Below are 23,655 nucleotides of genomic sequence, written 5' to 3' on the forward strand. Positions count from 1 at the left end.
AGCGCCCATAATGTCGCGCATTATACGAGGCTGTGACGCCTGCGAACCGGATATTTAGGAGTCTTTTATGGCCGTCCCCCTTACCACCCTCGTCGAGGAAGCGGACCGCTACCTTGGCAGTGCAAAAATTGCCGATTATTGCCCCAACGGCCTGCAAGTCGAGGGACGCCCGCAGGTGATGCGTATCGTCAGCGGCGTCACCGCCAGCCAGGCCCTGCTGGACGCCGCCGTCGAAGCCCAGGCCGACCTGATCCTGGTGCACCACGGGTATTTCTGGAAGGGTGAAAACCCCTGCATCACCGGCATGAAGCAGCGTCGCCTGAAAACCTTGCTCAAGCACGACATCAGCCTGCTGGCCTACCACCTGCCCCTGGATCTGCACCCCGATGTCGGCAATAACGTGCAGCTTGCCAGGCAACTGGACATCACCGTCGAAGGCCCGCTGGACCCCGGCAACCCCAAAGTGGTTGGCCTGGTCGGCTCGCTCGCCGAGCCGCTGTCACCGCGCGACTTCGCCCGTCGCGTGCAGGACGTGATGGGCCGTGAGCCGCTGCTGATCGAAGGCAGCGAAATGATCCGCCGCGTCGGTTGGTGCACCGGGGGCGGCCAGGGCTATATCGACAATGCAATTGTCGCGGGCGTCGACCTGTTCATCAGCGGCGAAGCCTCCGAGCAGACCTACCACAGCGCCCGTGAAAACGACATCAGCTTCATCGCCGCCGGCCATCACGCCACCGAGCGTTATGGCGTGCAGGCACTGGGCGATTACCTGGCGCGACGCTTTGCCCTGGAACACCTGTTCATCGATTGCCCGAACCCGATCTGAGCCATACAGCGGGACTCAATGTGGGAGGGGGGCTTGCCCCCGATTGCGGTGTGTCAGTCAGTACCTATTTCACTGATCCACCGCTATCGGGGGCAAGCCCCCTCCCACACTTGCCCGCATTCCAGGCCAAACTCAGGGGTATATTCATATACCGTTTCGATCTAGTTGGCGCCCTGAATAGAAGCAGGTGCTGTGCTAGCATGCCCCGCTCGAACACGGCCCGCTGGCCGTCCACAAGATCGTTTTTCCGTGAGTAGCCATGGTCGACAAACTGACGCATCTGAAACAGCTGGAGGCGGAAAGCATCCACATCATCCGCGAGGTCGCCGCCGAGTTCGACAACCCGGTGATGCTCTACTCGATCGGTAAAGACTCCGCCGTGATGCTGCACCTGGCACGCAAGGCCTTCTTCCCGGGCAAGTTGCCGTTTCCGGTGATGCACGTCGACACCCGCTGGAAATTCCAGGAAATGTACAAGTTCCGCGACAAAATGGTCGAGGAACTGGGCCTGGACCTGATCACCCACATCAACCCGGACGGTGTGGCGCAGAACATCAACCCCTTCACCCACGGCAGCGCCAAGCACACCGACATCATGAAGACCGAGGGCCTCAAGCAGGCCCTGGACAAGCATGGTTTCGACGCTGCCTTTGGCGGCGCGCGTCGCGATGAAGAGAAATCCCGTGCCAAGGAGCGCGTGTACTCATTCCGCGACAGCAAGCACCGCTGGGACCCGAAAAACCAGCGCCCGGAGCTGTGGAACGTCTACAACGGCAACGTCAACAAGGGCGAGTCGATCCGTGTGTTCCCGCTGTCCAACTGGACCGAGCTGGACATCTGGCAGTACATCTATCTGGAAGGCATCCCGATCGTGCCGCTGTATTTCGCCGCCGAGCGCGATGTGATCGAGAAGAACGGCACGTTGATCATGATCGACGACGACCGCATCCTCGAGCACCTGTCCGACGAAGACAAAGCCCGCATCGTCAAAAAGAAAGTCCGTTTCCGTACCCTTGGCTGCTACCCGTTGACGGGCGCGGTGGAGTCCGAAGCCGAAACGCTGACGGACATCATTCAGGAAATGCTCCTGACGCGAACTTCCGAGCGCCAGGGCCGTGTCATCGACCACGATGGTGCAGGCTCGATGGAAGACAAAAAACGTCAGGGTTATTTCTAAGGGGTTGTCATGTCGCACGTATCTGATTTGATCAGCGAGGACATCCTCGCCTACCTGGGCCAGCACGAGCGCAAGGAAATGTTGCGCTTCCTGACCTGCGGCAACGTCGACGACGGCAAGAGCACCCTGATCGGGCGCCTGCTGCACGACTCCAAGATGATCTACGAAGATCACCTGGAAGCCATCACCCGCGATTCGAAAAAATCCGGCACCACTGGCGATGACATCGACCTGGCCTTGCTGGTCGACGGCCTGCAGGCCGAGCGTGAACAGGGCATCACCATCGATGTGGCCTACCGCTACTTTTCCACCGCCAAGCGCAAATTCATCATCGCCGACACCCCCGGCCATGAGCAGTACACCCGCAACATGGCCACCGGTGCCTCCACCTGTGACCTGGCGATCATCCTGATCGACGCCCGCTACGGCGTGCAGACCCAGACCCGTCGCCACAGCTTCATCGCCTCGCTGCTGGGTATCAAGCACATCGTGGTCGCCATCAACAAGATGGACATCAACGGCTTTGACCAAAGCGTGTTCGAGTCGATCAAGGCCGATTACCTGAAGTTTGCCGAGGGCATCGCCTTCAAGCCGAGCACCTTGGCCTTTGTGCCGATGTCGGCGCTCAAGGGCGACAACGTAGTGAACAAGAGCGAGCGTTCGCCTTGGTACACCGGCCAGTCGCTGATGGAGATTCTCGAAACCGTCGAGATCGCCAACGACCGCAACTACACCGACCTGCGTTTCCCGGTGCAGTACGTCAACCGCCCGAACCTGAACTTCCGTGGTTTCGCCGGCACCCTGGCCAGCGGCGTCGTGCACAAGGGCGACGAAGTCGTGGTGCTGCCGTCGGGCAAGAGCAGCCGCGTCAAATCCATCGTCACCTTCGAGGGCGAGTTGGAACACGCAGGTCCCGGTCAAGCGGTGACGCTGACCATGGAAGACGAGATCGATATCTCCCGTGGCGACCTGCTGGTACACGCCGACAACGTGCCACAGGTGACCGACGCCTTCGATGCCATGCTGGTGTGGATGGCCGAGGAACCGATGCTGCCGGGCAAGAAATACGACATCAAGCGCGCCACCAGCTACGTGCCGGGTTCCATCACCAGCATCGTGCACCGTGTGGACGTGAACACCCTGGCCGAAGGCCCGGCCAGTTCCCTGCAGTTGAACGAGATTGGCCGGGTCAAGGTCAGCCTTGACGCCGCCATCGCCCTGGACGGTTACGACAGCAACCGCACCACCGGCGCCTTTATCGTCATCGACCGTTTGACCAATGGCACCGTCGCGGCGGGCATGATCATCGCCCCGCCCGTGACCCATGGCAGCGCGGCGCAGCACGGCAAGTTGGCCCACGTGGCCACCGAAGAGCGTGCCCTGCGCTTCGGCCAGCAGCCGGCCACAGTGTTGTTCAGCGGCCTGTCCGGCGCCGGCAAGAGCACCTTGGCCTACGCGGTTGAGCGCAAGCTGTTCGACATGGGCCGTGCGGTGTTCGTACTGGACGGCCAGAACCTGCGTCACGACCTGAACAAGGGGCTGCCGCAGGACCGCGCCGGGCGTACCGAAAACTGGCGGCGTGCCGCTCACGTGGCGCGCCAGTTCAACGAAGCCGGCCTGCTGACCCTGGCCGCGTTCGTCGCCCCGGATGCCGAAGGCCGTGAACAGGCCAAGGCGCTGATTGGCAGCGATCGCCTGCTGACGGTGTACGTGCAAGCGTCGCCATTGGTGTGCGCCGAGCGTGATCCGCAAGGGCTGTACGCTGCCGGTGGGGATAACATCCCGGGTGAGTCGTTCCCGTACGACGTACCATTGAATGCCGACCTGGTGATCGACACCCAGGTCCTGTCGCTGGAAGACAGCGTCAAGCAAGTGCTGGAACTGTTGCGCCAGCGCGGCGCGATCTAAACCAGTACTCGGTCAAATGTGGGAGGGGGCTTGCCCCCGATGGCGGTGTGTCAGTCAAAAGATGCAGTGACTGACACTCTGCTATCGGGCATAGGTATCTACACAACTCAGCAGCGCCCAACCGTAACCACGATGCGAAGCGAGCCGCTCTTGATCTTGATCTGCTTTTGATCTTGATCTCGGGCACACCGAGCCTAGGCGAGGTGCCGAGTGGTGGGGCAAGAGCGTTTTGCTTACTTTTGCGCTTTTCAAAAGTGAGCCGCCGTCAGGGCGGAACCCTAAGTGGCCGTTACCGCAGAAACGGATATGTACTCAGTCTGATCCAACATCCTGGTCGGCTCAGAGGCCGCCATCGGGGGCAAGCCCCCTCCCACATGTTGATTATCTTCTGTCCGGGAAATCGGTGTGAAGCTTGTCCAGCAAGGCATCCTTGTCTTCCCATAGCTGGTTGATCCAGCCCTGGAACGCCAACCGATACTCTCCATCCTGCTCATAATTCTTGCCAATAAACTCGGCCGGAATCCGTACTTCTTCGAACTGCACCACCACGTCCTTCACATTCCCGCACAGCAAATCCCAATACCCCGGACGCCCGGCCGGATAGTGGATAGTCACATTCACCAGTGACTTCAATTGCTCACCCATGGCATCCAGCACAAACGCGATTCCGCCGGCCTTGGGCTTGAGCAGATAGCGAAACGGCGACTTCTGTTGCGCGTGCTTGCCCGGGGTAAACCGCGTGCCCTCGGCGAAGTTGAAGATGCCCACCGGGTTGTCGCGAAACTTCGCACAGGTCTTGCGCGTGGTTTCCAGGTCCTTGCCTTTCTTTTCCGGGTGTTTTTCCAGGTAAGCCTTGCTGTAGCGTTTCATGAACGGAAAGCCCAGGGCCCACCATGCCAGGCCAATCACCGGGACCCAGATCAGTTCCTGCTTGAGGAAGAACTTCAGCGGGCGAATCTGCCGATTGAGCACGTATTGCAGCACCATGATGTCGACCCAGCTCTGGTGGTTGCTGGTGACCAGATACGAATGCTGGTAATCCAGGCCTTCGAGGCCGCTCAGGTGCCAGCGCGTGCGCCGCACCAGGTTCATCCAGCCCTTGTTGTTCGTGACCCAGGCTTCGTGGGTGTGATTCATCAACCATTCGCTGAAGCGTTTGGCGAAGGGCAGTGCCTTGAACAGTGCGACGATAAACAGGAACGAGCACAGCAGGATCGTGTTCAGCGCCAGCAGCAGGGACGCGATCACCCCACGTACGGCGGCAGGTAGAAAATCCAGCATTTAGATATCCATAGGTCGGTTGGCAGCTTGGATCGCGGTGAGGGCGATGGTGTATACGATGTCGTCCACCTGAGCGCCGCGTGGCAGGTCGTTGACCGGTTTGCGCAGGCCCTGAAGCATCGGCCCCAGGCTCACGCAATCGGCGCTGCGCTGCACGGCTTTGTAGGTGGTGTTGCCGGTGTTCAGGTCGGGGAACACGAATACCGTGGCCTTGCCGGCGACCTGGCTGTTGGGCGCCAATTGCCGGGCCACGCTTTCGTTGGCGGCGGCGTCGTATTGCAGCGGGCCGTCGATCAGCAGTGAGCTTTGCTGTTCGTGGGCGAGCAGGGTGGCCTCGCGGACTTTTTCGACTTCCTCGCCGCTGGCCGAATCGCCGCTGGAATAGCTGATCATCGCCACGCGCGGGGCGATGCCGAACGCGGCCGCCGAGTCGGCGCTTTGCAGGGCAATTTCCGCCAGCTCCGCGGCGCTGGGGTGCGGGTTCATCACACAGTCGCCGTACACCAGCACCTGCTCGGGGAACAGCATGAAGAACACCGACGACACCAGGGTGCAGCCCGGCGCTGTTTTAATCAGCTGCAGGGCAGGGCGGATGGTATTGGCGGTGGAGTGGATAACGCCGGAGACCAGGCCGTCCACTTCGTCCAGGGCGAGCATCATGGTGGCGATCACCACGGTGTCTTCCAACTGCTGCTCGGCCATCGGCGCATTCAGGCTCTTGCTTTTGCGCAGCGCAACCATCGGCTCGACGTAGCGCTGGCGGATCAGGTCCGGGTCGAGAATCTCCAGGCCTTCGGGCAAATCGATGCCGTGGGCGCGAGCGACGGCTTCCACGTCCGCCGGCTTGGCCAGCAGCACGCAGCGCGCGATGCCCCGCGCCTGGCAGATCGCAGCGGCCTGCACGGTCAGCGGCTCGCTGCCTTCGGGCAACACGATGCGCTTGTTGGCGGCCTGGGCGCGCTGGATCAACTGGTAGCGGAATACCGCAGGGGACAGGCGCATCTCCCGTGGCGTGCCGCAGCGTTGGTGCAGCCAGCGTGCATCGAGGTGGCTGGCGACGAAGTCGGTGATGATCTCCGCGCGTTCGCGGTCATCGATGGGGATTTCCTTGTTGAGGCTATTGAGCTGGTTGGCGGTGTCGTAGGAACCGGTGCTCACCGACAGCACCGGCAACCCGGCCTGGAACGCACCACGGCACAACTCCATGATGCGCGGGTCGGGCAGGGTGTCGCTGGTCAGCAGCAGACCGGCCAGCGGTACGCCGTTGATCGCGGCCAGGCTGACGGCGAGGATGATGTCGTCGCGGTCGCCGGGCGTCACCACTAGCACGCCGGGCTTGAGCAGCTCCACGGTGTTGCGCATGGTGCGCGCGCAAATGATGATCTTGGTCATGCGCCGGGTTTCGTAGTCACCGGCATTGAGGATCTGCGCACCCATCAGGTCGGCCACGTCGCGGGTGCGCGGCGCGTTGAGTTCGGGCTGGTAGGGAATGCAGCCCAGCAGGCGGAAATCACCGCTGCGCAACAACGGCGAGTGCTCCTTGAGACGCGCCGAGAACGCTTCCATGCTTTCGTCGGTGCGCACCTTGTTGAGGATCACGCCGAGTACTTTCGGGTCTTTCGGACCACCGAACAATTGAGCCTGCAGTTCCACGCGACCGGACAGTTCGGTGAGCACTTCGTTTTCCGGGGCCGAGACCAGGATCACTTCCGCATCCAGGCTCTTGGCCAGGTGCAGGTTGACCCGGGCCGCATAACTGGCGCTGCGGGTCGGCACCATGCCTTCGACGATCAGCACGTCCTTGCCCACGGCGGCTTGCTGGTACAGCGTGATGATTTCTTCGAGCAACTCATCCAGCTGGCCGTCGCCGAGCATGCGCTCGACATGGGCCAGGCCCAGGGGTTGGGGTGGTTTCAGGCCGTGGGTGCGCGCCACCAGTTCGGTCGAGCGCTCAGGGCCGGTATCGCCAGGGTGGGGCTGGGCAATCGGTTTGAAGAAGCCGACTTTCAGCCCGGCTCGTTCCAGGGTGCGCACCAGCCCGAGGCTGATGGAGGTCAGACCCACACCAAAATCGGTGGGCGCGATAAAAAAAGTCTGCATGCGAATTCTCTGGAGGTGCATGGCTGGGGTGGCGCTCTATGCGTGAGTGCCTACCGCGAATCAGGCGCCAAGGTTATCGTTATTCGTGCTGTTGCGCACACCAGCCGCAGGCAAAGGGTTGGCCTATTTTTTCAAGGCGTTGCGCGGGGTCGAGCACCCAGGCGCGCGACTGCCACGGCGGCTGGTGGCGCAGATGCTGGGTGTGGCCGCAGGACAGCTCGGCGACCCAGTGCAGGTCGTCGTCCTGGTGGAATCCGCTGATCGTCGAGACCGTTGGTCGGCCCCGTCCGTCCGGGTTCTGTTCGCTTTCGGGCAAATCCTTGTTTAGACTTGTCCGTTCTTCATTCTTATGCAAAAGGTCTCGCCCCATGACGATCGCCGCTAACAAGGCTGTCTCCATCGACTATACCCTGACCAACGACGCTGGTGAGGTCATCGACAGCTCAGCCGGCGGCGCGCCGCTGGTCTACCTGCAAGGCGCGGGTAACATCATCCCAGGCCTGGAAAAGGCGCTGGAAGGCAAGGCAGTTGGTGATGAACTGACTGTTGCCGTAGAGCCTGAAGATGCCTACGGCGAATACTCCGCCGAACTGGTCAGCACCTTGAGCCGCAGCATGTTCGAAGGTGTCGATGAGCTGGAAGTCGGCATGCAGTTCCACGCTTCTGCCCCGGACGGCCAGATGCAGATCGTGACCATCCGCGACCTGGACGGCGACGACGTGACCGTCGACGGCAACCACCCGCTCGCTGGCCAGCGTCTGAACTTCCAGGTGAAGATCGTTGCCATCCGCGACGCTTCCCAGGAAGAAGTGGCTCACGGCCACGTCCACGGTGAAGGCGGTCATCACCATTGATTGTGGCTTGATCAATAGATAGCAAAAAACGCCCCGACTGGTTCGGGGCGTTTTTTTGCGCTCAAGAAAACACTGGAGTTCAAATGTGGGAGGGGGCTTGCCCCCGATGACGGTGTGTCAGTCAGAATATCCGGTACTGATACACCGCTATCGGGGGCAAGCCCCCTCCCACATATGGATCTCGGTATATTTCAGGAGCAAACAAAAATGCCCCGGACCTTTCGGTACGGGGCATTTCTTAACTGTAACGCAACCTGAGGTCACGTGGCAGTTGTTACCACTTAGGCTGCAGCAGCAACGTTCAGAGCCTTGATGTGGCCATTCAGGCGGCTCTTATGACGAGCGGCCTTGTTCTTGTGGATGATGCCTTTATCGGCCATACGGTCGATAACTGGCACGGCCAGAACGTAAGCAGCTTGGGCTTTTTCAGCGTCTTTGGTGTCGATGGCTTTAACTACATTCTTGATGTAGGTACGAACCATGGAACGCAGGCTGGCGTTGTGGCTGCGACGCTTCTCAGCCTGTTTTGCACGTTTTTTGGCGGAAGGTGTGTTGGCCACCGTCGAGCTCCTCGAAAGACTTTTTAGGAAATAGCAAACAAAATAGGCCGCGAATCATGCCGATGACTTGATGGGTTGTCAAGAGCGGCTGATGCGAACTGCTGAGTGGTCGATCTGAAGAGGCGGGTGATTTATTTCCGGCGCTTGACCTGTAAACTCGCGAGCTTTGGCGCTGTGCTGTTGCAGGCGCGCAGTATCGCATAAGTAGGCGCTTTGTTCGCCTGCTCTTTATCTATAGGCGCAAACTCTTTCAATGAATCTGCTCAAATCGTTGGCTGCCGTCAGCTCTATCACGATGATCTCCCGGGTTTTGGGGTTCGTGCGTGACACCCTGCTGGCACGCATTTTTGGCGCCAGCATGGCCACGGACGCCTTCTTCATTGCCTTTAAACTGCCCAACCTGTTGCGCCGGATTTTCGCCGAAGGCGCGTTCTCCCAGGCCTTCGTGCCGATCCTGGCCGAATACAAGACTCAACAGGGGGAGGAGGCGACCCGCACCTTTATCGCCTATGTCTCGGGCCTTCTGACACTGGTGTTGATGCTGGTGACCGTGCTCGGCATGCTCGCCGCGCCCTGGGTGATCTGGGCCACGGCCCCCGGCTTTGCCAATACCCCGGAAAAGTTCGCACTGACCACTGATCTGCTGCGCGTGACCTTTCCTTATATATTGCTGATCTCGCTGTCATCGCTTGCCGGGGCGATTCTCAATACCTGGAACCGTTTCTCGGTGCCCGCCTTCGTGCCGACGCTGCTTAACGTCAGCATGATTATCTTCGCGCTGTTCCTCACGCCGTACTTCGATCCGCCGGTGATGGCCCTGGGGTGGGCCGTCCTGGCGGGCGGCCTGGCACAACTGCTCTACCAGCTGCCGCATTTGAAAAAGATCGGCATGCTGGTGCTGCCACGCCTGAACCTCAAGGACACCGGCGTCTGGCGCGTGATGCGCAATATGTTGCCGGCGATCCTCGGTGTGTCCGTCAGTCAGATTTCCCTGATTATCAATACGGCGTTCGCGTCGTTGCTGGTATCCGGTTCGGTGTCGTGGATGTACTACGCCGACCGTCTGATGGAATTGCCGTCCGGCGTGCTCGGGGTGGCCTTGGGCACCATTTTGCTGCCGACCCTGGCGCGCACCTATGCGAGCAAGGACCGCCAGGAATACTCGCGCATTCTCGACTGGGGCCTGCGCCTGTGCTTCCTGCTGGTGCTGCCGTGCTCCCTGGCCCTGGGAATCCTGGCCGAACCCTTGACGGTCTCGCTGTTTCAATACGGGCAATTCGACGCGCACGACGCCCTGATGACCCAGCATGCGCTGGTGGCGTACTCCGTGGGGTTGCTCGGCATTATCGTGATCAAGGTGCTGGCGCCGGGCTTCTATGCCCAGCAAAACATCCGCACACCGGTGAAGATCGCGATCTTCACACTGGTCGTCACGCAATTGCTCAACCTGGTGTTTATCGGCCCGCTGGCCCATGCCGGCCTGGCGCTCGCGATCAGTGTCGGCGCCTGTATCAATGCCGGCCTGCTGTTTTATCAACTGCGCAAGCAGCAGATGTACCAACCGCAGCCTGGCTGGGGCGCGTTCACCCTCAAGTTGCTCGTGGCGGTCGCCGCGATGTCGGCCGTGCTGCTTGGGCTGATGCACATTATGCCGGCCTGGGACCAGGGCCATATGCTGGAGCGCTTCATGCGCCTGGGCGTGCTGGTAGTGGCTGGCGTGGTGGTGTACTTCGGGATGTTGCTGCTGCAGGGTTTCCGCCTGCGCGATTTCAATCGCAAGTCACTGGGGTAGAGAGTTTGCCGCGATAAAACGGCTGTTTTACCGAATCGATCCATTTGGCCTGCGCTGTTGCCTGTCGTCCGGGGCCGGGTGTGGTTATAATCGACCACTTTATGAGCAAGAAGCGCGTTATGCAGCTGGTTCGAGGTCTCCACAACCTGCGCCCCGAGCACCGGGGCTGCGTCGCCACCATTGGCAACTTTGACGGTGTTCACCGTGGCCACCAGGCTATCCTGGCCAGGCTGCGCGAGCGTGCGGTCGAGTTGGGCGTGCCCAGCTGCGTGGTGATTTTTGAGCCACAGCCGCGGGAGTTCTTCACCCCGGAAACGGCGCCGGCCCGCCTGGCCCGCCTGCGAGACAAACTGCAACTGCTGGCTGAAGAAGGCGTGGACCGCGTCCTCTGCCTGGCTTTCAACCAGCGCCTGCAAAGCCTCAGCGCCGCCGAGTTTGTCGACCGCATCCTCGTCGATGGTCTCGGCGTGCAGCATTTGGAGGTCGGCGACGACTTTCGTTTTGGTTGCGACCGGGTCGGCGATTTCGATTTCCTGCAACACGCCGGCGTCAACCAGGGTTTTACCGTAGAAGCCGCGCAAACCGTCGAACTGGACGGCCTGCGCGTGAGCAGTACCCAGGTGCGTAACGCCCTGGCCGCTGCCGACTTCGCCTTGGCCGAGCGTTTGCTCGGTCGCCCGTTCCGCATCGCCGGGCGGGTACTGCACGGCCAGAAGCTGGCGCGCCAACTGGGCACGCCAACCGCCAACGTGCAACTCAAGCGCCGTCGTGTGCCGCTGACCGGGGTCTACCTGGTGAGTGTCGACATCGACGGCCAATCGTGGCCGGGAGTCGCCAACATAGGCGTCAGGCCCACGGTTGCAGGTGATGGCAAGGCCCACCTGGAAGTTCATCTTTTGGATTTTGCCGGTGACTTGTATGACCGGCGTTTAACGGTGGTTTTCCACCAGAAGCTGCGTGAAGAGCAGCGTTTCGCCTCCCTTGAGGCGTTGAAAACGGCGATCAATGCGGATGTCGCCGCCGCCCGTGCACTAGCCGCACCTAGCGCCCATCGCTAACCGAAGAGCCTTAAATGACCGACTATAAAGCCACGCTAAACCTTCCGGACACCGCCTTCCCAATGAAGGCCGGCCTGCCACAGCGCGAACCGCAGATCCTGCAGCGCTGGGACAGTATTGGCCTGTACGGAAAGTTGCGCGAAATTGGCAAGGATCGTCCGAAATTCGTCCTGCACGACGGCCCTCCTTATGCCAACGGCACCATTCACATCGGTCACGCGCTGAACAAGATTCTCAAGGACATGATCCTGCGTTCGAAGACCCTGTCGGGCTTCGACGCGCCGTATGTCCCGGGTTGGGATTGCCACGGCCTGCCGATCGAACACAAGGTCGAAGTGACCTACGGCAAGAACCTGGGCGCGGATAAAACCCGCGAACTGTGCCGTGCCTACGCCACCGAGCAGATCGAAGGGCAGAAGTCCGAATTCATCCGCCTGGGTGTCCTGGGCGAGTGGGACAACCCTTACAAAACCATGAATTTCAAGAACGAGGCCGGTGAAATCCGCGCCCTGGCCGAAATCGTCAAGGGCGGTTTCGTGTTCAAGGGCCTCAAGCCCGTGAACTGGTGCTTCGACTGCGGCTCAGCCCTGGCCGAGGCGGAAGTCGAGTACGAAGACAAGAAGTCCTCGACCATCGACGTGGCCTTCCCGATTGCCGATGAGGCCAAGCTGGCCGAGGCCTTTGGCCTGGCATCGCTGGCCAAGCCGGCTTCCATCGTGATCTGGACCACCACGCCATGGACCATCCCTGCCAACCAGGCGCTGAACGTGCACCCCGAGTTCACCTACGCGCTGGTGGACGTTGGCGATCGCCTGCTGGTGCTGGCCGAAGAAATGGTCGAGCCGTGCCTGGCGCGTTACGAGCTGCAAGGCTCGGTGATCGCCACCGCCACCGGCTCCGCGCTGGAACTGATCAACTTCCGTCATCCGTTCTACGACCGCCTGTCGCCGGTGTACCTGGCTGACTACGTCGAACTGGGTTCGGGTACCGGCATCGTTCACTGCTCGCCTGCCTACGGCGTGGACGACTTCGTGATCTGCAAGAAATACGGGCTGGTCAACGATGACATCATCAACCCGGTGCAGAGCAACGGCGTGTACGTGCCGTCACTGGAGTTCTTCGGCGGCCAGTTCATCTTCAAGGCCGACCCTGCAATCATCGAAAAGCTGCGTGAAGTCGGTGCGCTGATGCAAACCGCCACCATCCAGCACAGCTACATGCACTGCTGGCGCCACAAGACCCCGTTGATCTACCGCGCTACCGCGCAGTGGTTTATCGGTATGGACAAAGAGCCGACCAGCGGCGAAACCCTGCGCATACGCTCGCTCAAGGCCGTCGAAGGCACCAAGTTCGTCCCGGCCTGGGGCCAGGCGCGCCTGCACTCGATGATCGCCAACCGTCCGGACTGGTGCATCTCCCGCCAGCGTAACTGGGGCGTGCCGATTCCGTTCTTCCTGCACAAGGAGAGCGGCGAACTGCACCCACGTACCGTCGAGTTGATGGAACTCGTGGCCCAGCGCGTTGAACAGGAAGGCATCGAAGCCTGGTTCAAGATGGACGCTGCCGAGTTGCTCGGTGATGAAGCGCCGCAGTACGACAAGATCAGCGACACCCTCGACGTATGGTTCGACTCGGGCACCACTCACTGGCACGTGCTGCGCGGTTCGCACCCGATGGGCCACGAGACCGGCCCGCGTGCCGACCTGTACCTGGAAGGTTCGGACCAGCACCGCGGCTGGTTCCACTCGTCGCTGCTGACCGGTTGCGCCATCGACAACCACGCGCCGTACCGGGAGCTGTTGACCCACGGCTTCACCGTCGACGAAAACGGCCGCAAGATGTCCAAGTCGTTGAAGAACGTGATCGAGCCGAAGAAGATCAACGACACCCTGGGCGCCGACATCATGCGTCTGTGGGTCGCCTCGACCGATTACTCGGGCGAGATCGCCGTCTCCGACCAGATTCTGGCCCGCAGCGCCGATGCCTACCGGCGTATCCGTAATACCGCGCGCTTCCTGCTGTCGAACCTGACCGGTTTCAACCCGGCCACCGACATCCTGCCGGCAGAGGACATGCTCGCCCTCGACCGTTGGGCCGTGGACCGCGCCCTGTTGCTGCAGCGCGAGTTGCAGGAACACTACGGCGAGTACCGCTTCTGGAATGTCTACTCCAAGATCCACAACTTCTGCGTGCAGGAGCTCGGTGGTTTCTACCTCGACATCATCAAGGACCGCCAGTACACCACCGGTGCCAACAGCAAGGCGCGCCGTTCGGCGCAGACCGCGCTGTACCACATCAGCGAAGCGCTGGTGCGCTGGATCGCACCGATCCTGGCGTTCACCGCCGACGAATTGTGGGAGTACCTGCCGGGCGAACGTAACGAGTCCGTCATGCTCAACACCTGGTATGAAGGCTTGACCGAACTGCCGGCCGACTTCGAACTGGGCCGCGAGTATTGGGAAGGCGTGATGGCCGTGAAGGTTGCGGTGAACAAGGAGCTGGAAGTGCAGCGCGCGGCCAAGGCCGTGGGTGGCAACCTGCAAGCCGAAGTCACCCTGTTTGCCGAGGACGGCCTGACCGCCGACCTCGCCAAGCTGAGCAACGAACTGCGCTTTGTGTTGATCACCTCCACCGCAAGCCTGGCGCCCTTCGCCCAGGCTCCGGCAGATGCCGTGGCCACCGATGTGCCGGGCTTGAAGCTCAAGGTGGTCAAGTCGGCCTTCCCTAAATGCGCCCGTTGCTGGCACTGCCGTGAAGATGTCGGCGTGAACCCCGAGCATCCGGAAATCTGCGGTCGTTGCGTCGATAACATCAGCGGTGAAGGCGAGGTTCGTCACTATGCCTAACGCTGCCAGTCGTTTCGGACGTCTGGGCTGGCTCGTATTGAGCGTCCTGGTGCTGGTCATCGACCAGGTCAGCAAGGCTCATTTCGAGGGCAGCCTGGAGATGTTCCAGCAAATTGTGGTGATCCCGGATTACTTCAGTTGGACCCTGGCCTATAACACCGGCGCGGCCTTCAGCTTTCTCGCTGATGGCGGTGGCTGGCAGCGCTGGTTGTTCGCGCTGATCGCCGTAGTGGTCAGTGCGGTGCTGGTGGTCTGGCTCAAGCGCCTGGGCCGGGACGACACCTGGCTGGCCATCGCGCTGGCCCTGGTGCTGGGCGGCGCGCTGGGTAACCTGTACGACCGCGTTGCCCTGGGCCACGTGATCGATTTCATCCTGGTGCATTGGCAGAACCGCCATTACTTCCCGGCGTTCAACTTTGCCGACAGCGCTATCACCGTCGGCGCAATCATGCTGGCGCTGGACATGTTCAAGAGCAAGAAAACCGGAGAGACCGTCAATGACTGATCAGGTATTGGCTGAGCAACGCATCGGCCAGAACACGGAAGTCACTTTGCATTTCGCATTGCGCCTGGAGAATGGCGACACGGTCGACAGCACCTTCGACAAAGCCCCGGCGACCTTCAAGGTCGGTGACGGTAATCTGCTGCCGGGTTTTGAAGCGGCTTTGTTCGGCTTCAAGGCCGGCGACAAGCGCAACCTGCAGATCCTGCCGGAAAACGCCTTTGGCCAGCCCAACCCGCAAAACGTGCAGATCATCCCGCGTTCGCAGTTCGAAGGCATGGAGCTGTCGGAAGGCCTGCTGGTGATCTTCAATGACGCGGCGAATACGGAATTGCCCGGCGTGGTCAAAGCCTTCGATGACACGCAAGTGACCATCGATTTCAACCACCCGTTGGCCGGCAAGACGCTGACCTTTGACGTCGAGATCATCAACGTCAAGGCGCTGGTCTGAAATGTGGGAGGGGACTTGCTCCCCTCCCACCTTGATCTCCATTATCTGTTGAGTCAGCGTTAATATTGACTCAATGTGGCTGCAAGACACGAGGCACAGCATGCAAATCAAACTCGCCAACCCCCGTGGCTTCTGTGCCGGTGTGGACCGGGCGATCGAAATCGTCAACCGCGCCCTGGAAGTCTTCGGCCCGCCGATCTACGTGCGGCATGAAGTCGTCCACAACAAGTTCGTGGTTGAAGATCTGCGTGCGCGCGGCGCCATCTTCGTCGAAGAGCTCGACCAGGTGCCTGACGATGTTATCGTTATCTTCAGCGCCCACGGCGTTTCCCAGGCCGTGCGCACCGAAGCGTCCGGCCGTGGCCTGAAAGTATTCGATGCCACATGCCCGCTGGTGACCAAGGTGCACATCGAGGTGGCGCGCTACAGCCGTGATGGACGTGAATGCATTCTGATCGGCCACGCCGGTCATCCGGAAGTCGAAGGCACCATGGGCCAGTACGACGCCAGCAATGGCGGCGCCATCTACCTGGTGGAAGACGAAAAAGACGTCGCCAACCTGCAAGTGCAGAACCCGGAACGCTTGGCGTTCGTTACCCAGACCACCTTGTCCATGGACGACACCAGCCGCGTTATCGATGCCCTGCGCACGCGATTCCCGGCCATTGGCGGCCCACGCAAGGACGACATCTGCTACGCCACGCAGAACCGCCAGGACGCGGTCAAGCAACTGGCCGATGAGTGTGATGTGGTGCTGGTGGTCGGCAGCCCCAACAGCTCCAACTCCAATCGCTTGCGGGAGCTGGCCGAGCGCATGGCGACACCAGCGTACCTAATCGATGGCGCCGAGGATATGCAGCGTAGCTGGTTCGACGGTGTCGAGCGCATCGGCATCACGGCGGGGGCCTCGGCCCCGGAAGTCCTGGTGCGTGGCGTCATCCAGCAATTGCACGCCTGGGGGGCTACCGGTGCCGATGAGTTGGCGGGGCGCGAAGAAAACATTACGTTTTCTATGCCCAAGGAACTGCGGGTGCGCTCGCTGCTCTGAACCCGCTTCGCTCAACCACGGCATAACGCCTGCTCGGTCTTGTCACTGCGCAGGCTGACGCGCCCACTTGGCGCCAGCACTATCTGATACAGGCTTTGTGCCTGCGTCGCGTCGCACACATGCACGGTGCCGGCACGAAACCCGCCGCCCGCAAACACCGGCTCCCCCAACGCGCTGAAACGCACCTGGCTGCTGACCGGGCCATTACCGGCCACCGGCACGCGCCCGCTGTCCTGTCGCTCCAGTAGCACTGGATTCTCGTCATCCAGATGGCCGCGACCACTGATATCCAGGATCACCCGCCAGCCCTGGCTCCAGTCTTGCTCCCTTGCATGAATGACCACTGCACGGCTGCGTGCGATCGCCTCCGTTCGCGCATAACGCAGCCCGTCGGCCAGTGACCGGGCCACGCTTTGTTGCTGCTGCGATTCCAGCAAACCCTTGAAGCCGGGTATGGCCAGTTGCGCCAGAACGCCCGTGACGATCAGCCCCAGCAGTAATTCGATCAAGGTGAACCCTCGTTGTGTCATGTGCGTCCCTCCGTGGATGCGGTTGATCTTTAAGTGACAGGCATAGGTATAGCGTTTGCTCCCTGATGCTGAATGATGGCCTTTACGTCCAATGTATTTCCCTTTGTTCCGATAGCGGCAGCCGCCAAAAACCGGCGCTAGTCTTGGGGCGTACAGCAGGGTTCTGCTGTTTTTCTACGGCCCTCGACATGGACGACGACGGTAATGCCTTTGTGCAGCAACACCTTATTTCTACGCGCAGTTCATCGACCTCAAGCCGGCATGACCCTGATCGAGGTACTGGTAGCGGTGCTGGTCCTGGCTATCGGACTGCTGGGGGCCGCGGCTCTCCAGCTCAACGCGCCCAAATACACCGACAATGCACGGATGACCAGCCAGGCCAGTTTCATTGCCTACGATATGCTCGATCGAATTCGCGCCAATGCCGGGGTCGATTACGCCTGGGCCCAAGCCGAGCGCGCGCCGCCCGGCACCTCGACCGCCAGCGTGCGTGACCTGGACTTGCATGATTTCGAAGCCAATATTGTTGGTTTTGCCGGAAAAGACGCCAAAGGTGCCGTGGCGGTCAACGACAATGAAGTCACCATCAGCATCACTTGGGAAGACGCCAGGTTGGCGAGCAGCCTGGGCGCGCGGCAAACCTTCACCCTGACCAGCCGGATTGCCAACGGGCAAGGCAGGTTGCAATGAATCGTCCGGCATGTGGTTTCGGGCTGGTGGAGTTTCTACTTGCGCTGGCCGTCGGCCTGGTGCTGATCCTCGGTGCGAGTCAGGTGCTGATCAGCGCGCGGCTGACCCAGGCCAGCCAACAGGCCGCCATGGTGCTGCAGGATGATGCGCGATTCGTCCTGAGCAAGTTGATCCAGGACATTCGCCAGGCAGGCATGCTGGGGTGTCTGGCCCCGGCCTTTATCGACAATGCCCCGGCGGCGTTTGAGCGGCCGATCGGCTGGGAAATGTCGGCAAGCGCAACGTCACTGACACTGGTGACCGCCAATGCCGGCGACGGTGTCGGCAAGCCGGACTGGACGGTGGTGTCCGACTGCAAGGAGGCAGCCCAGGCTTACGCCGGCACGCCGCCTGTGATCGCGCCCGGCCAGATTCGTTTTCCCATACGCGCGCTCACCTATACCTATGAGGCGGGGCAGTTGAAAGTCAGTACCCCGTCGGCACCGGCCAAGGCGGCGCTGATAGATAACGTACAGGCCTTCGAGATCAGTTTCGGGGTGGCCGCCGGGCCTGAATCGACGGACGTGGCGCGTTACGACAGCCATCCTGGCGACGCATCGTTGATCCGCAGCGTGCGCATCCGCATGACTCTGCAGGACCCGACCGGGCGGGTGAAGGATCAGGCCTACAGCGTCGTGGCCGCACTGCGCAACCGGCTGGAGTAGGGCGATGATCATGATTGGGAGGAGCCCTGTGCGCCAGGCGGGGATGGTATTGCTGATCAGCCTGGTATTTCTGCTGTTGCTGTCACTGGTGGGGTTGTCATCAATGCAGGGCGCGATCTCTCAGCAGAAGGTCGCCAGTAGCCTTTGGCAGCGTAATCAGTCGTTCCAGACGGCCGAAAGTGGCTTGCGGCTGGGGGAGTCGGCGGTGCGCAGGGGCGGACCTGCGCTGCCACTTTGCCACTCGATCATCAACTGCGCGCCGCCCGCGGAGGCATTTTTGGTGGTTGGCCCTGGGCCAAATCCGGTCTCTGCGGTGAATTGGGTGGCGTTCAAGAATGGGGTATATGGCATTCAATCCCTGGGCGTGGGAATGGGCCAGGCGCATTTACCGCCGCTTATCCCGGCCGCGCTCTTTAGGGTAACGGCCGTGGGGCTGGGTGACCAGTCGCGCACGGTGCTTGAGACGGTGTATGCGCGGGTGGGGGAGGGCGACGGCGCGCGGTTTCGGCGAGTCTTATGGCGGCAACTTCAATAAGGAGCAATTCAATGGGCATGGATAGCCAGGGCTTTACCCTGATCGAGTTGTTGATCGCGGTGGCGATCATCGCGTTGCTGGCCGGGATCGCTTACCCCGGATACACCGGCCAGGTGAAAAAGGTGTACCGGGTGCAAGTCGTCGCGCTGCTGAGTGAGCAGGCTCAACATCTGCAGCGTTTTTACACGCGCAACGGCACTTTTATTGATGCAAGCGGCGTCAGCACAGGCAATGATCACTATAGAATCAGCGCGGTACTGAACCCTCATGATTTTGTCCTGCTCGCCACGCCTGCCTCGAACTCAGTCATGGCGGACGACGCCTGCGGCCAATTCAGCTTGACCAGCACCGGCATGCGAAGCAATCCGGGCGCGGCGCCGCAAATGCCGTTCAAGGCATGCTGGGGGCAGTGATGAGAGTGCTGGATGAATGGGCGCCTGGCGCGCTTTTCCCTTTTTATCGGCTGGATCAAATGATGGCTAAGCAACAGCGAGTAGTGATTGTCGGCGGCGGGGTTATTGGCTTGTTGACGGCATACAACCTGGCTGACCGGGGGCAGGCGGTTACATTGCTGGAGCGCGGCGGGCTTGGGCAGGAGTCTTCCTGGGCTGGCGGCGGGATTGTTTCGCCGTTGTATCCATGGCGCTATAGCCCGGCGGTGACCGCCTTGGCCCATTGGTCCCAGGATTTCTACCCGCAACTGGCGCAACACCTGTTCGCTGCGACCGGCATTGATCCTGAGGTTCACACCACGGGCCTGTATTGGCTCGATCTGGATGACGAAGCCGATGCCCTGGCCTGGGCTGCGCATGAGGGTCGGCCCTTGAGCAAAGTGGACGTATCAGCTGCCCATGATGCTGTTCCGGCGCTGGGCAGCGGATATTCAGAAGCGATCTACATGGCCGATGTGGCCAATGTGCGCAACCCGCGCCTGGTCAAATCCCTCAAGGCGGCATTGTCGGCGCTGCCCGATGTGACGATTCATGAGCAGTGCGAAGTCGATGGCTTTATTTTGCAGGGCGACACCGTGGTAGGCGTGAATACAAGCGCTGGCGCCATGACGGGTGATCAGGTCGTGCTCGCAGCCGGTGCCTGGAGCGGGGATCTGCTGGGAAAACTGGGCTTGGCGCTGCCCGTGGAGCCGGTCAAGGGCCAGATGATCCTCTACAAATGCGCGTCTGACTTTTTGTCGAGCATGGTCCTGGCCAAAGGGCGCTATGCGATCCCGCGGCGTGATGGGCATATTCTGATTGGCAGCACTCTGGAGCATGAGGGATTCGACAAAACGCCGACGATAAGCGCGCTGGAGAGTCTCAAGGCCTCTGCGGTGGAACTGCTCCCCGCCCTGGCGGACGCCGAGGTGGTGGGGCACTGGGCGGGGTTGCGGCCCGGCTCGCCGGAAGGTATCCCGTATATCGGCGAGGTACCCGGCTTCAAGGGTTTGTGGCTCAATTGTGGGCATTACCGCAATGGCCTGGTGCTTGCCCCCGCGTCCTGCCAGCTATTTGCCGACTTGCTGCTGGGGCATGCGCCGATCATCGACCCTGCACCTTACGCGCCCGCCGGTCGAGTCAGCGCTGGATAGACTTCGGCCCCTGCTGCAGGTGCGCCTGGGTGCAATACCATTGCTGGCCTGAACTCAGCGCACGATCCTGCGGCACGTGCACGCCGCAATGGGCGCACCGCACCATCAAGGCGGCATTGGGTTCGCCGGCGCGGGGTTGCCTGGCGGCGGGGCTTTTGAATTTGCGCCAGAGCCATACCGCAGCGGCAATGACGGCGATCCAGAACAATAGACGAAGCATGATGGGCAGTTTCTCGATAAGGAATGCGCCAGTTTAGCCAAGGTCGCCATGGGCGCACAGCGCAATAAATACTCGCCCATGAAAAAGGGAGCTCCTGAGAGCTCCCTTTTGCGTTGCGTCGAACCGTCAGTCGAATACGCCGAAGGTCATGTAGCTGAACCACGAGCGGTCCTGGTTGTTACCCAGGGCTTGCGGCTCTTCCTCTTCGATTACGTCGCCGTTCTCGTCATGCGGCTTGAGGTCCGAAGGAATCGCGTCCTTGGCGTCCTGGTACTGCTTGATCACGTCCTGGTTAGCGCGTGTTTCGCCTGGCGGCAGCGGTGGACGGGACTCGATCAGGCCCAGGGTGTACTTGCTCAGCCACGAGCGGTTGTCGGCTTCATCAACCTGAGGCACGAACTGGCCGTCTTTCAGGCTCGGGTGGTCCGGGTAGTTGAGCTTCAGGGTTTCCAGGCTGGTGGTCGCCAGCTCATCCAGGTGCAAGCGCTGGTAAGCCTCGGTCATCACAGCCAGGCCGTCACCCACGGAAGGGGTTTCCTGGAAATTCTCCACCACATAGCGGCCACGGTTGGCAGCGGCCACGTACGCCTGACGGGTCAGGTAGTAGTGGGCCACGTGGATCTCGTAGGAAGCCAGCAGGTTGCGCAGGTAGATCATGCGCTGCTTGGCGTCCGGCGCGTAGCGGCTGTTCGGGTAGCGGCTGGTCAGTTGGGCGAACTCGTTGTAGGAGTCGCGGGCGGCGCCCGGGTCGCGCTTGGTCATGTCCAGTGGCAGGAACCGCGCCAGCAGACCAACGTCCTGGTCGAACGAGGTCAGGCCCTTCATGTAGTAGGCGTAGTCCACGTTCGGATGCTGCGGATGCAGGCGGATAAAACGCTCGGCAGCGGACTTGGCAGCTTCCGGCTCGGCGTTCTTATAGTTGGCGTAGATCAGCTCGAGCTGGGCCTGATCGGCATAGCGTCCGAACGGATAGCGCGACTCCAGTGCCTTCAGCTTCGCTGTGGCGCTGGTGTAGCTATTGTTATCCAAGTCTGTCTGAGCTTGCTGGTACAGCTCGACTTCGCTCAGGTTTTCGTCGACGACGTCCTTTGTTGACGAGCAAGCAGCAGTCATGGCGAGGATGGCGATCAGCAGCAGGTGTTTCACTTGCATGGCGGCTTGCGTCCCTATGACGGCCGCTGTCTTGGGCGGGGCCGTCCTGTTATGATGAGCGCCCCGTTGAAAGCCTCGGGGCAAAAGACGCCGTATTTAACCACAAGCGCGCAGCCGAAACCAAAGGCTGTGCCACGCCTAGTCTGAGCATGTCCGATAAAATTGAACTTCGCGCAGAGGTGCCGTCCGAATTGGGCGGCCAACGCCTCGATCAAGTCGCCGCACAATTATTCGCTGAGCACTCGCGCTCGCGCCTTTCCGCCTGGATCAAAGACGGCCGCCTGACTGTGGATGGAGCGGTTATCCGCCCGCGAGACACAGTGCATGGCGGTGCGATTCTTGAGCTGACTGCCGAGCAGGAAGCCCAGGGAGAATGGGTCGCCCAGGACATCGAGCTGGATATCGTCTATGAGGACGATGACATCCTGGTCATCAACAAACCCGCAGGCCTGGTGGTTCACCCGGCGGCCGGGCACGCTGATGGCACCTTGCTCAATGCCTTGTTGCACCACGTGCCGGACATCATCAACGTGCCGCGCTGCGGCATCGTGCACCGTCTGGACAAGGACACCACCGGCCTTATGGTGGTGGCCAAGACCATTCAGGCGCAGACGCAACTTGTTACTCAATTGCAGAGTCGCAGCGTCAGCCGGATCTACGAATGCATCGTGATCGGCGTCGTGGTGGCCGGTGGCAAGATCAATGCACCCATTGGTCGCCACGGCCAGCAGCGCCAGCGCATGGCGGTGATGGAGGGCGGCAAGCAGGCCGTCAGCCACTATCGCGTGCTGGAGCGTTTCCGTTCCCACACCCATGTGCGGGTCAAGCTGGAAACCGGTCGAACTCACCAGATCCGCGTGCACATGGCCCACATCAACTTCCCGTTGGTCGGCGATCCGGCCTACGGTGGTCGCTTCCGCATTCCGCCTGCGGCCAGCCAAACCATGGTCGAATCGCTCAAGACGTTCCCGCGCCAGGCACTGCATGCACGCTTCCTGGAGCTGGATCATCCGACGAGCGGTCAGCGCATGAGCTGGGAATCGCCGCTTCCGGACGATCTGGTCTGGCTGTTGTCGCTGCTCAAGCAGGATCGCGAGGCGTTTGTCGGATGAGTGACTGGCTGATTCCTGACTGGCCTGCGCCGTCTCAGGTCAAAGCCTGCGTCACCACCCGTGCGGGCGGCGTCAGTGTGGCGCCGTTCGACAGCCTCAACCTGGGCGACCATGTGGAGGACAGCCTTGAGGCCGTCCTCGAAAATCGTCGTCGCCTTACCGCAGCGTTCGATATCCAGCCGGCCTGGTTGCGCCAGGTCCACGGCACCACGGTGGTCGAGGCCGATCCGGGCCGGATCGCCGAAGCCGATGGCAGTTGGACCAGCACACCTGGCATCGCCTGCACCGCCATGACGGCCGATTGCCTGCCTGCATTGTTCTGCAATCGAGCAGGTACCCGTGTTGCGGCGGCTCATGCCGGTTGGCGTGGGTTGGCGGCAGGGGTGCTGGAGGCGGCGTTCGAAAGCCTTGAGAGCCCGCCCGCCGACGTTCTGGTCTGGCTCGGCCCGGCCATCGGCCCGCAGGCCTTTGAAGTCGGTCCCGAGGTGCGTGAAGCGTTCATGCAGCAACTGCCGGCAACTGCCCAAGCCTTTGTTCCCAGCCGTAATCCCGGCAAGTTCATGGCCGACATCTATCAACTTGCACGCCTGCGCCTTGCCGCGCGAGGTGTCACCGCCGTCTACGGTGGCGGCTACTGCACCGTGACCGACCCGCGTTTCTTTTCCTATCGACGCAGCCCGCGTACGGGCCGATTCGCCTCCCTTGTCTGGCTTGACCGCTAGAC

Annotated in this window: 23 protein-coding genes and 1 pseudogene; 17 read left to right on the forward strand and 7 right to left on the reverse strand. The window is 61.2% G+C overall.

All coding sequences use genetic code 11. From position 1 onward, the window contains the following. Window positions 1-67: 67 nt before the first annotated feature. From BOP93_RS03740 to cysN, 3 genes are all read left to right on the forward strand, one after another. Window positions 68-826 (forward strand): Nif3-like dinuclear metal center hexameric protein, encoded by a 759-nt coding sequence (locus BOP93_RS03740; protein ID WP_104501599.1) that lies wholly within the window; start codon window positions 68-70, stop codon window positions 824-826. Between the two features lie 259 nt (window positions 827-1,085). Then, entirely contained in the window at window positions 1,086-2,003 is a 918-nt protein-coding gene (gene cysD, locus BOP93_RS03745; protein ID WP_003171640.1) for a sulfate adenylyltransferase subunit CysD, read from the forward strand. Between the two features lie 9 nt (window positions 2,004-2,012). Beyond that, a complete protein-coding gene (gene cysN / locus BOP93_RS03750) occupies window positions 2,013-3,911 on the forward strand; it encodes a sulfate adenylyltransferase subunit CysN (RefSeq protein WP_104501600.1) in 1,899 nt (632 codons plus the stop codon). 381 nt (window positions 3,912-4,292) lie between these two features. On the opposite strand, the gene BOP93_RS03760 is transcribed toward cysN, so the two are convergent. From BOP93_RS03760 to BOP93_RS03770, 3 genes are all read right to left on the reverse strand, one after another. Beyond that, on the reverse strand, window positions 4,293-5,192 hold the full coding sequence (locus BOP93_RS03760) for an acyltransferase (protein WP_104501602.1): 900 nt from the start codon (window positions 5,190-5,192) through the stop codon (window positions 4,293-4,295). Beyond that, complete coding sequence (pta, locus tag BOP93_RS03765) at window positions 5,193-7,292, reverse strand: phosphate acetyltransferase (protein ID WP_065888013.1); 2,100 nt, start codon at window positions 7,290-7,292, stop codon at window positions 5,193-5,195. It abuts the gene before it with no gap. 79 nt (window positions 7,293-7,371) lie between these two features. Continuing rightward, window positions 7,372-7,662 (reverse strand): DUF3565 domain-containing protein, encoded by a 291-nt coding sequence (locus BOP93_RS03770; RefSeq protein ID WP_104501603.1) that lies wholly within the window; start codon window positions 7,660-7,662, stop codon window positions 7,372-7,374. On the opposite strand from BOP93_RS03770, the gene BOP93_RS03775 reads away from it, so the two are divergent. Beyond that, window positions 7,661-8,146 (forward strand): FKBP-type peptidyl-prolyl cis-trans isomerase, encoded by a 486-nt coding sequence (locus BOP93_RS03775; RefSeq protein ID WP_003171645.1) that lies wholly within the window; start codon window positions 7,661-7,663, stop codon window positions 8,144-8,146. The two genes, BOP93_RS03770 and BOP93_RS03775, sit on opposite strands and share 2 nt — an antisense overlap. Before the next feature lie 281 nt (window positions 8,147-8,427). Here BOP93_RS03775 and rpsT read toward each other — a convergent pair whose 3' ends face one another. Further along, the gene (gene rpsT / locus BOP93_RS03780) at window positions 8,428-8,706 is read right to left on the reverse strand and encodes a 30S ribosomal protein S20 (protein ID WP_003171647.1); all 279 of its coding nucleotides are present in this window, start codon (window positions 8,704-8,706) and stop codon (window positions 8,428-8,430) included. 253 nt (window positions 8,707-8,959) lie between these two features. Here rpsT and murJ point away from each other — a divergent pair, with 253 nt between their 5' ends. The 6 genes from murJ to ispH all read left to right on the forward strand — a co-directional run bounded on the left by murJ (window position 8,960) and on the right by ispH (window position 16,403). Further along, a complete protein-coding gene (murJ, locus tag BOP93_RS03785; RefSeq protein ID WP_104501604.1) occupies window positions 8,960-10,498 on the forward strand; it encodes a murein biosynthesis integral membrane protein MurJ in 1,539 nt (512 codons plus the stop codon). Between the two features lie 119 nt (window positions 10,499-10,617). Then, entirely contained in the window at window positions 10,618-11,556 is a 939-nt protein-coding gene (gene ribF / locus BOP93_RS03790) for a bifunctional riboflavin kinase/FAD synthetase (protein WP_065888011.1), read from the forward strand. Window positions 11,557-11,570: 14 nt separating this feature from the next. Next, window positions 11,571-14,402, forward strand: a complete 2,832-nt coding sequence (ileS, locus tag BOP93_RS03795; RefSeq protein ID WP_104501605.1) for an isoleucine--tRNA ligase — start codon at window positions 11,571-11,573, stop codon at window positions 14,400-14,402. After that, window positions 14,395-14,907, forward strand: a complete 513-nt coding sequence (lspA, locus tag BOP93_RS03800; protein WP_104501606.1) for a signal peptidase II — start codon at window positions 14,395-14,397, stop codon at window positions 14,905-14,907. The genes ileS and lspA overlap by 8 nt, the downstream gene beginning before the upstream one ends. A 7-nt stretch (window positions 14,908-14,914) precedes the next feature. Beyond that, entirely contained in the window at window positions 14,915-15,355 is a 441-nt protein-coding gene (locus tag BOP93_RS03805; protein WP_205885811.1) for an FKBP-type peptidyl-prolyl cis-trans isomerase, read from the forward strand. Window positions 15,356-15,455: 100 nt separating this feature from the next. Continuing rightward, on the forward strand, window positions 15,456-16,403 hold the full coding sequence (ispH, locus tag BOP93_RS03810; protein ID WP_057725850.1) for a 4-hydroxy-3-methylbut-2-enyl diphosphate reductase: 948 nt from the start codon (window positions 15,456-15,458) through the stop codon (window positions 16,401-16,403). On the opposite strand, the pseudogene BOP93_RS03815 reads toward ispH, so the two are convergent. Beyond that, window positions 16,366-16,933: pseudogene (locus BOP93_RS03815) on the reverse strand (GspH/FimT family pseudopilin). The gene ispH and the pseudogene BOP93_RS03815 sit on opposite strands and share 38 nt — an antisense overlap. Window positions 16,934-17,137: 204 nt before the next feature. Here BOP93_RS03815 and pilV point away from each other — a divergent pair. The 5 genes from pilV (at window position 17,138) to thiO (ending at window position 20,447) form a co-directional block, all read left to right on the forward strand. Next, window positions 17,138-17,623: a type IV pilus modification protein PilV gene (gene pilV / locus BOP93_RS03820; RefSeq protein ID WP_104501609.1), complete on the forward strand. Its 486-nt coding sequence runs from the start codon at window positions 17,138-17,140 to the stop codon at window positions 17,621-17,623. Then, window positions 17,620-18,327, forward strand: a complete 708-nt coding sequence (locus BOP93_RS03825; protein ID WP_104501610.1) for a PilW family protein — start codon at window positions 17,620-17,622, stop codon at window positions 18,325-18,327. Before pilV ends, BOP93_RS03825 begins: the two co-directional genes overlap by 4 nt. A gap of 4 nt (window positions 18,328-18,331) precedes the next feature. Beyond that, a complete protein-coding gene (locus BOP93_RS03830) occupies window positions 18,332-18,862 on the forward strand; it encodes a pilus assembly PilX family protein (RefSeq protein ID WP_104501611.1) in 531 nt (176 codons plus the stop codon). An 11-nt stretch (window positions 18,863-18,873) separates the two neighbouring features. Then, a complete protein-coding gene (locus BOP93_RS03835) occupies window positions 18,874-19,275 on the forward strand; it encodes a type IV pilin protein (RefSeq protein ID WP_104501612.1) in 402 nt (133 codons plus the stop codon). Between the two features lie 62 nt (window positions 19,276-19,337). After that, entirely contained in the window at window positions 19,338-20,447 is a 1,110-nt protein-coding gene (gene thiO, locus BOP93_RS03840) for a glycine oxidase ThiO (protein ID WP_104505236.1), read from the forward strand. Here thiO and BOP93_RS03845 read toward each other — a convergent pair. Together BOP93_RS03845 and BOP93_RS03850 are read right to left on the reverse strand one after the other, a co-directional pair. Further along, window positions 20,434-20,667: a PP0621 family protein gene (locus BOP93_RS03845; protein WP_104501613.1), complete on the reverse strand. Its 234-nt coding sequence runs from the start codon at window positions 20,665-20,667 to the stop codon at window positions 20,434-20,436. The genes thiO and BOP93_RS03845 overlap by 14 nt on opposite strands. Window positions 20,668-20,793: 126 nt before the next feature. Further along, a complete protein-coding gene (locus BOP93_RS03850; RefSeq protein ID WP_104501614.1) occupies window positions 20,794-21,819 on the reverse strand; it encodes an outer membrane protein assembly factor BamD in 1,026 nt (341 codons plus the stop codon). 149 nt (window positions 21,820-21,968) lie between these two features. On the opposite strand from BOP93_RS03850, the gene rluD reads away from it, so the two are divergent. Continuing rightward, window positions 21,969-22,931 carry a 23S rRNA pseudouridine(1911/1915/1917) synthase RluD gene (rluD, locus tag BOP93_RS03855; protein WP_065888000.1) on the forward strand — a complete coding sequence of 321 codons (963 nt, stop codon included), beginning with the start codon at window positions 21,969-21,971 and terminating at the stop codon, window positions 22,929-22,931. After that, a complete protein-coding gene (gene pgeF / locus BOP93_RS03860) occupies window positions 22,928-23,653 on the forward strand; it encodes a peptidoglycan editing factor PgeF (protein WP_065932407.1) in 726 nt (241 codons plus the stop codon). The genes rluD and pgeF overlap by 4 nt, the downstream gene beginning before the upstream one ends. Window positions 23,654-23,655 lie beyond the last annotated feature (2 nt).

Source organism: Pseudomonas orientalis, from assembly GCF_002934065.1.
Taxonomy (GTDB): domain Bacteria; phylum Pseudomonadota; class Gammaproteobacteria; order Pseudomonadales; family Pseudomonadaceae; genus Aquipseudomonas; species Aquipseudomonas orientalis_A.

Bases quoted from the DNA above. Each gene is read 5' to 3' on its own strand.
- pgeF (WP_065932407.1), top strand. From the start codon at position 22,928: ATGAGTGACTGGCTGATTCCTGACTGGCCTGCGCCGTCTCAGGTCAAA.
- BOP93_RS03835 (WP_104501612.1), top strand. From the start codon at position 18,874: ATGGGCATGGATAGCCAGGGCTTTACCCTGATCGAGTTGTTGATCGCG.
- ileS (WP_104501605.1), top strand. From the start codon at position 11,571: ATGACCGACTATAAAGCCACGCTAAACCTTCCGGACACCGCCTTCCCA.
- thiO (WP_104505236.1), top strand. From the start codon at position 19,338: ATGGCTAAGCAACAGCGAGTAGTGATTGTCGGCGGCGGGGTTATTGGC.
- BOP93_RS03770 (WP_104501603.1), bottom strand. From the start codon at position 7,662: ATGGGGCGAGACCTTTTGCATAAGAATGAAGAACGGACAAGTCTAAAC.
- rluD (WP_065888000.1), top strand. From the start codon at position 21,969: ATGTCCGATAAAATTGAACTTCGCGCAGAGGTGCCGTCCGAATTGGGC.
- cysD (WP_003171640.1), top strand. From the start codon at position 1,086: ATGGTCGACAAACTGACGCATCTGAAACAGCTGGAGGCGGAAAGCATC.
- BOP93_RS03845 (WP_104501613.1), bottom strand. From the start codon at position 20,667: ATGCTTCGTCTATTGTTCTGGATCGCCGTCATTGCCGCTGCGGTATGG.
- ribF (WP_065888011.1), top strand. From the start codon at position 10,618: ATGCAGCTGGTTCGAGGTCTCCACAACCTGCGCCCCGAGCACCGGGGC.
- pta (WP_065888013.1), bottom strand. From the start codon at position 7,292: ATGCAGACTTTTTTTATCGCGCCCACCGATTTTGGTGTGGGTCTGACC.
- ispH (WP_057725850.1), top strand. From the start codon at position 15,456: ATGCAAATCAAACTCGCCAACCCCCGTGGCTTCTGTGCCGGTGTGGAC.
- lspA (WP_104501606.1), top strand. From the start codon at position 14,395: ATGCCTAACGCTGCCAGTCGTTTCGGACGTCTGGGCTGGCTCGTATTG.
- BOP93_RS03850 (WP_104501614.1), bottom strand. From the start codon at position 21,819: ATGCAAGTGAAACACCTGCTGCTGATCGCCATCCTCGCCATGACTGCT.
- BOP93_RS03775 (WP_003171645.1), top strand. From the start codon at position 7,661: ATGACGATCGCCGCTAACAAGGCTGTCTCCATCGACTATACCCTGACC.
- BOP93_RS03760 (WP_104501602.1), bottom strand. From the start codon at position 5,192: ATGCTGGATTTTCTACCTGCCGCCGTACGTGGGGTGATCGCGTCCCTG.
- BOP93_RS03740 (WP_104501599.1), top strand. From the start codon at position 68: ATGGCCGTCCCCCTTACCACCCTCGTCGAGGAAGCGGACCGCTACCTT.
- cysN (WP_104501600.1), top strand. From the start codon at position 2,013: ATGTCGCACGTATCTGATTTGATCAGCGAGGACATCCTCGCCTACCTG.
- BOP93_RS03825 (WP_104501610.1), top strand. From the start codon at position 17,620: ATGAATCGTCCGGCATGTGGTTTCGGGCTGGTGGAGTTTCTACTTGCG.
- BOP93_RS03830 (WP_104501611.1), top strand. From the start codon at position 18,332: ATGATCATGATTGGGAGGAGCCCTGTGCGCCAGGCGGGGATGGTATTG.
- murJ (WP_104501604.1), top strand. From the start codon at position 8,960: ATGAATCTGCTCAAATCGTTGGCTGCCGTCAGCTCTATCACGATGATC.
- pilV (WP_104501609.1), top strand. From the start codon at position 17,138: ATGCCTTTGTGCAGCAACACCTTATTTCTACGCGCAGTTCATCGACCT.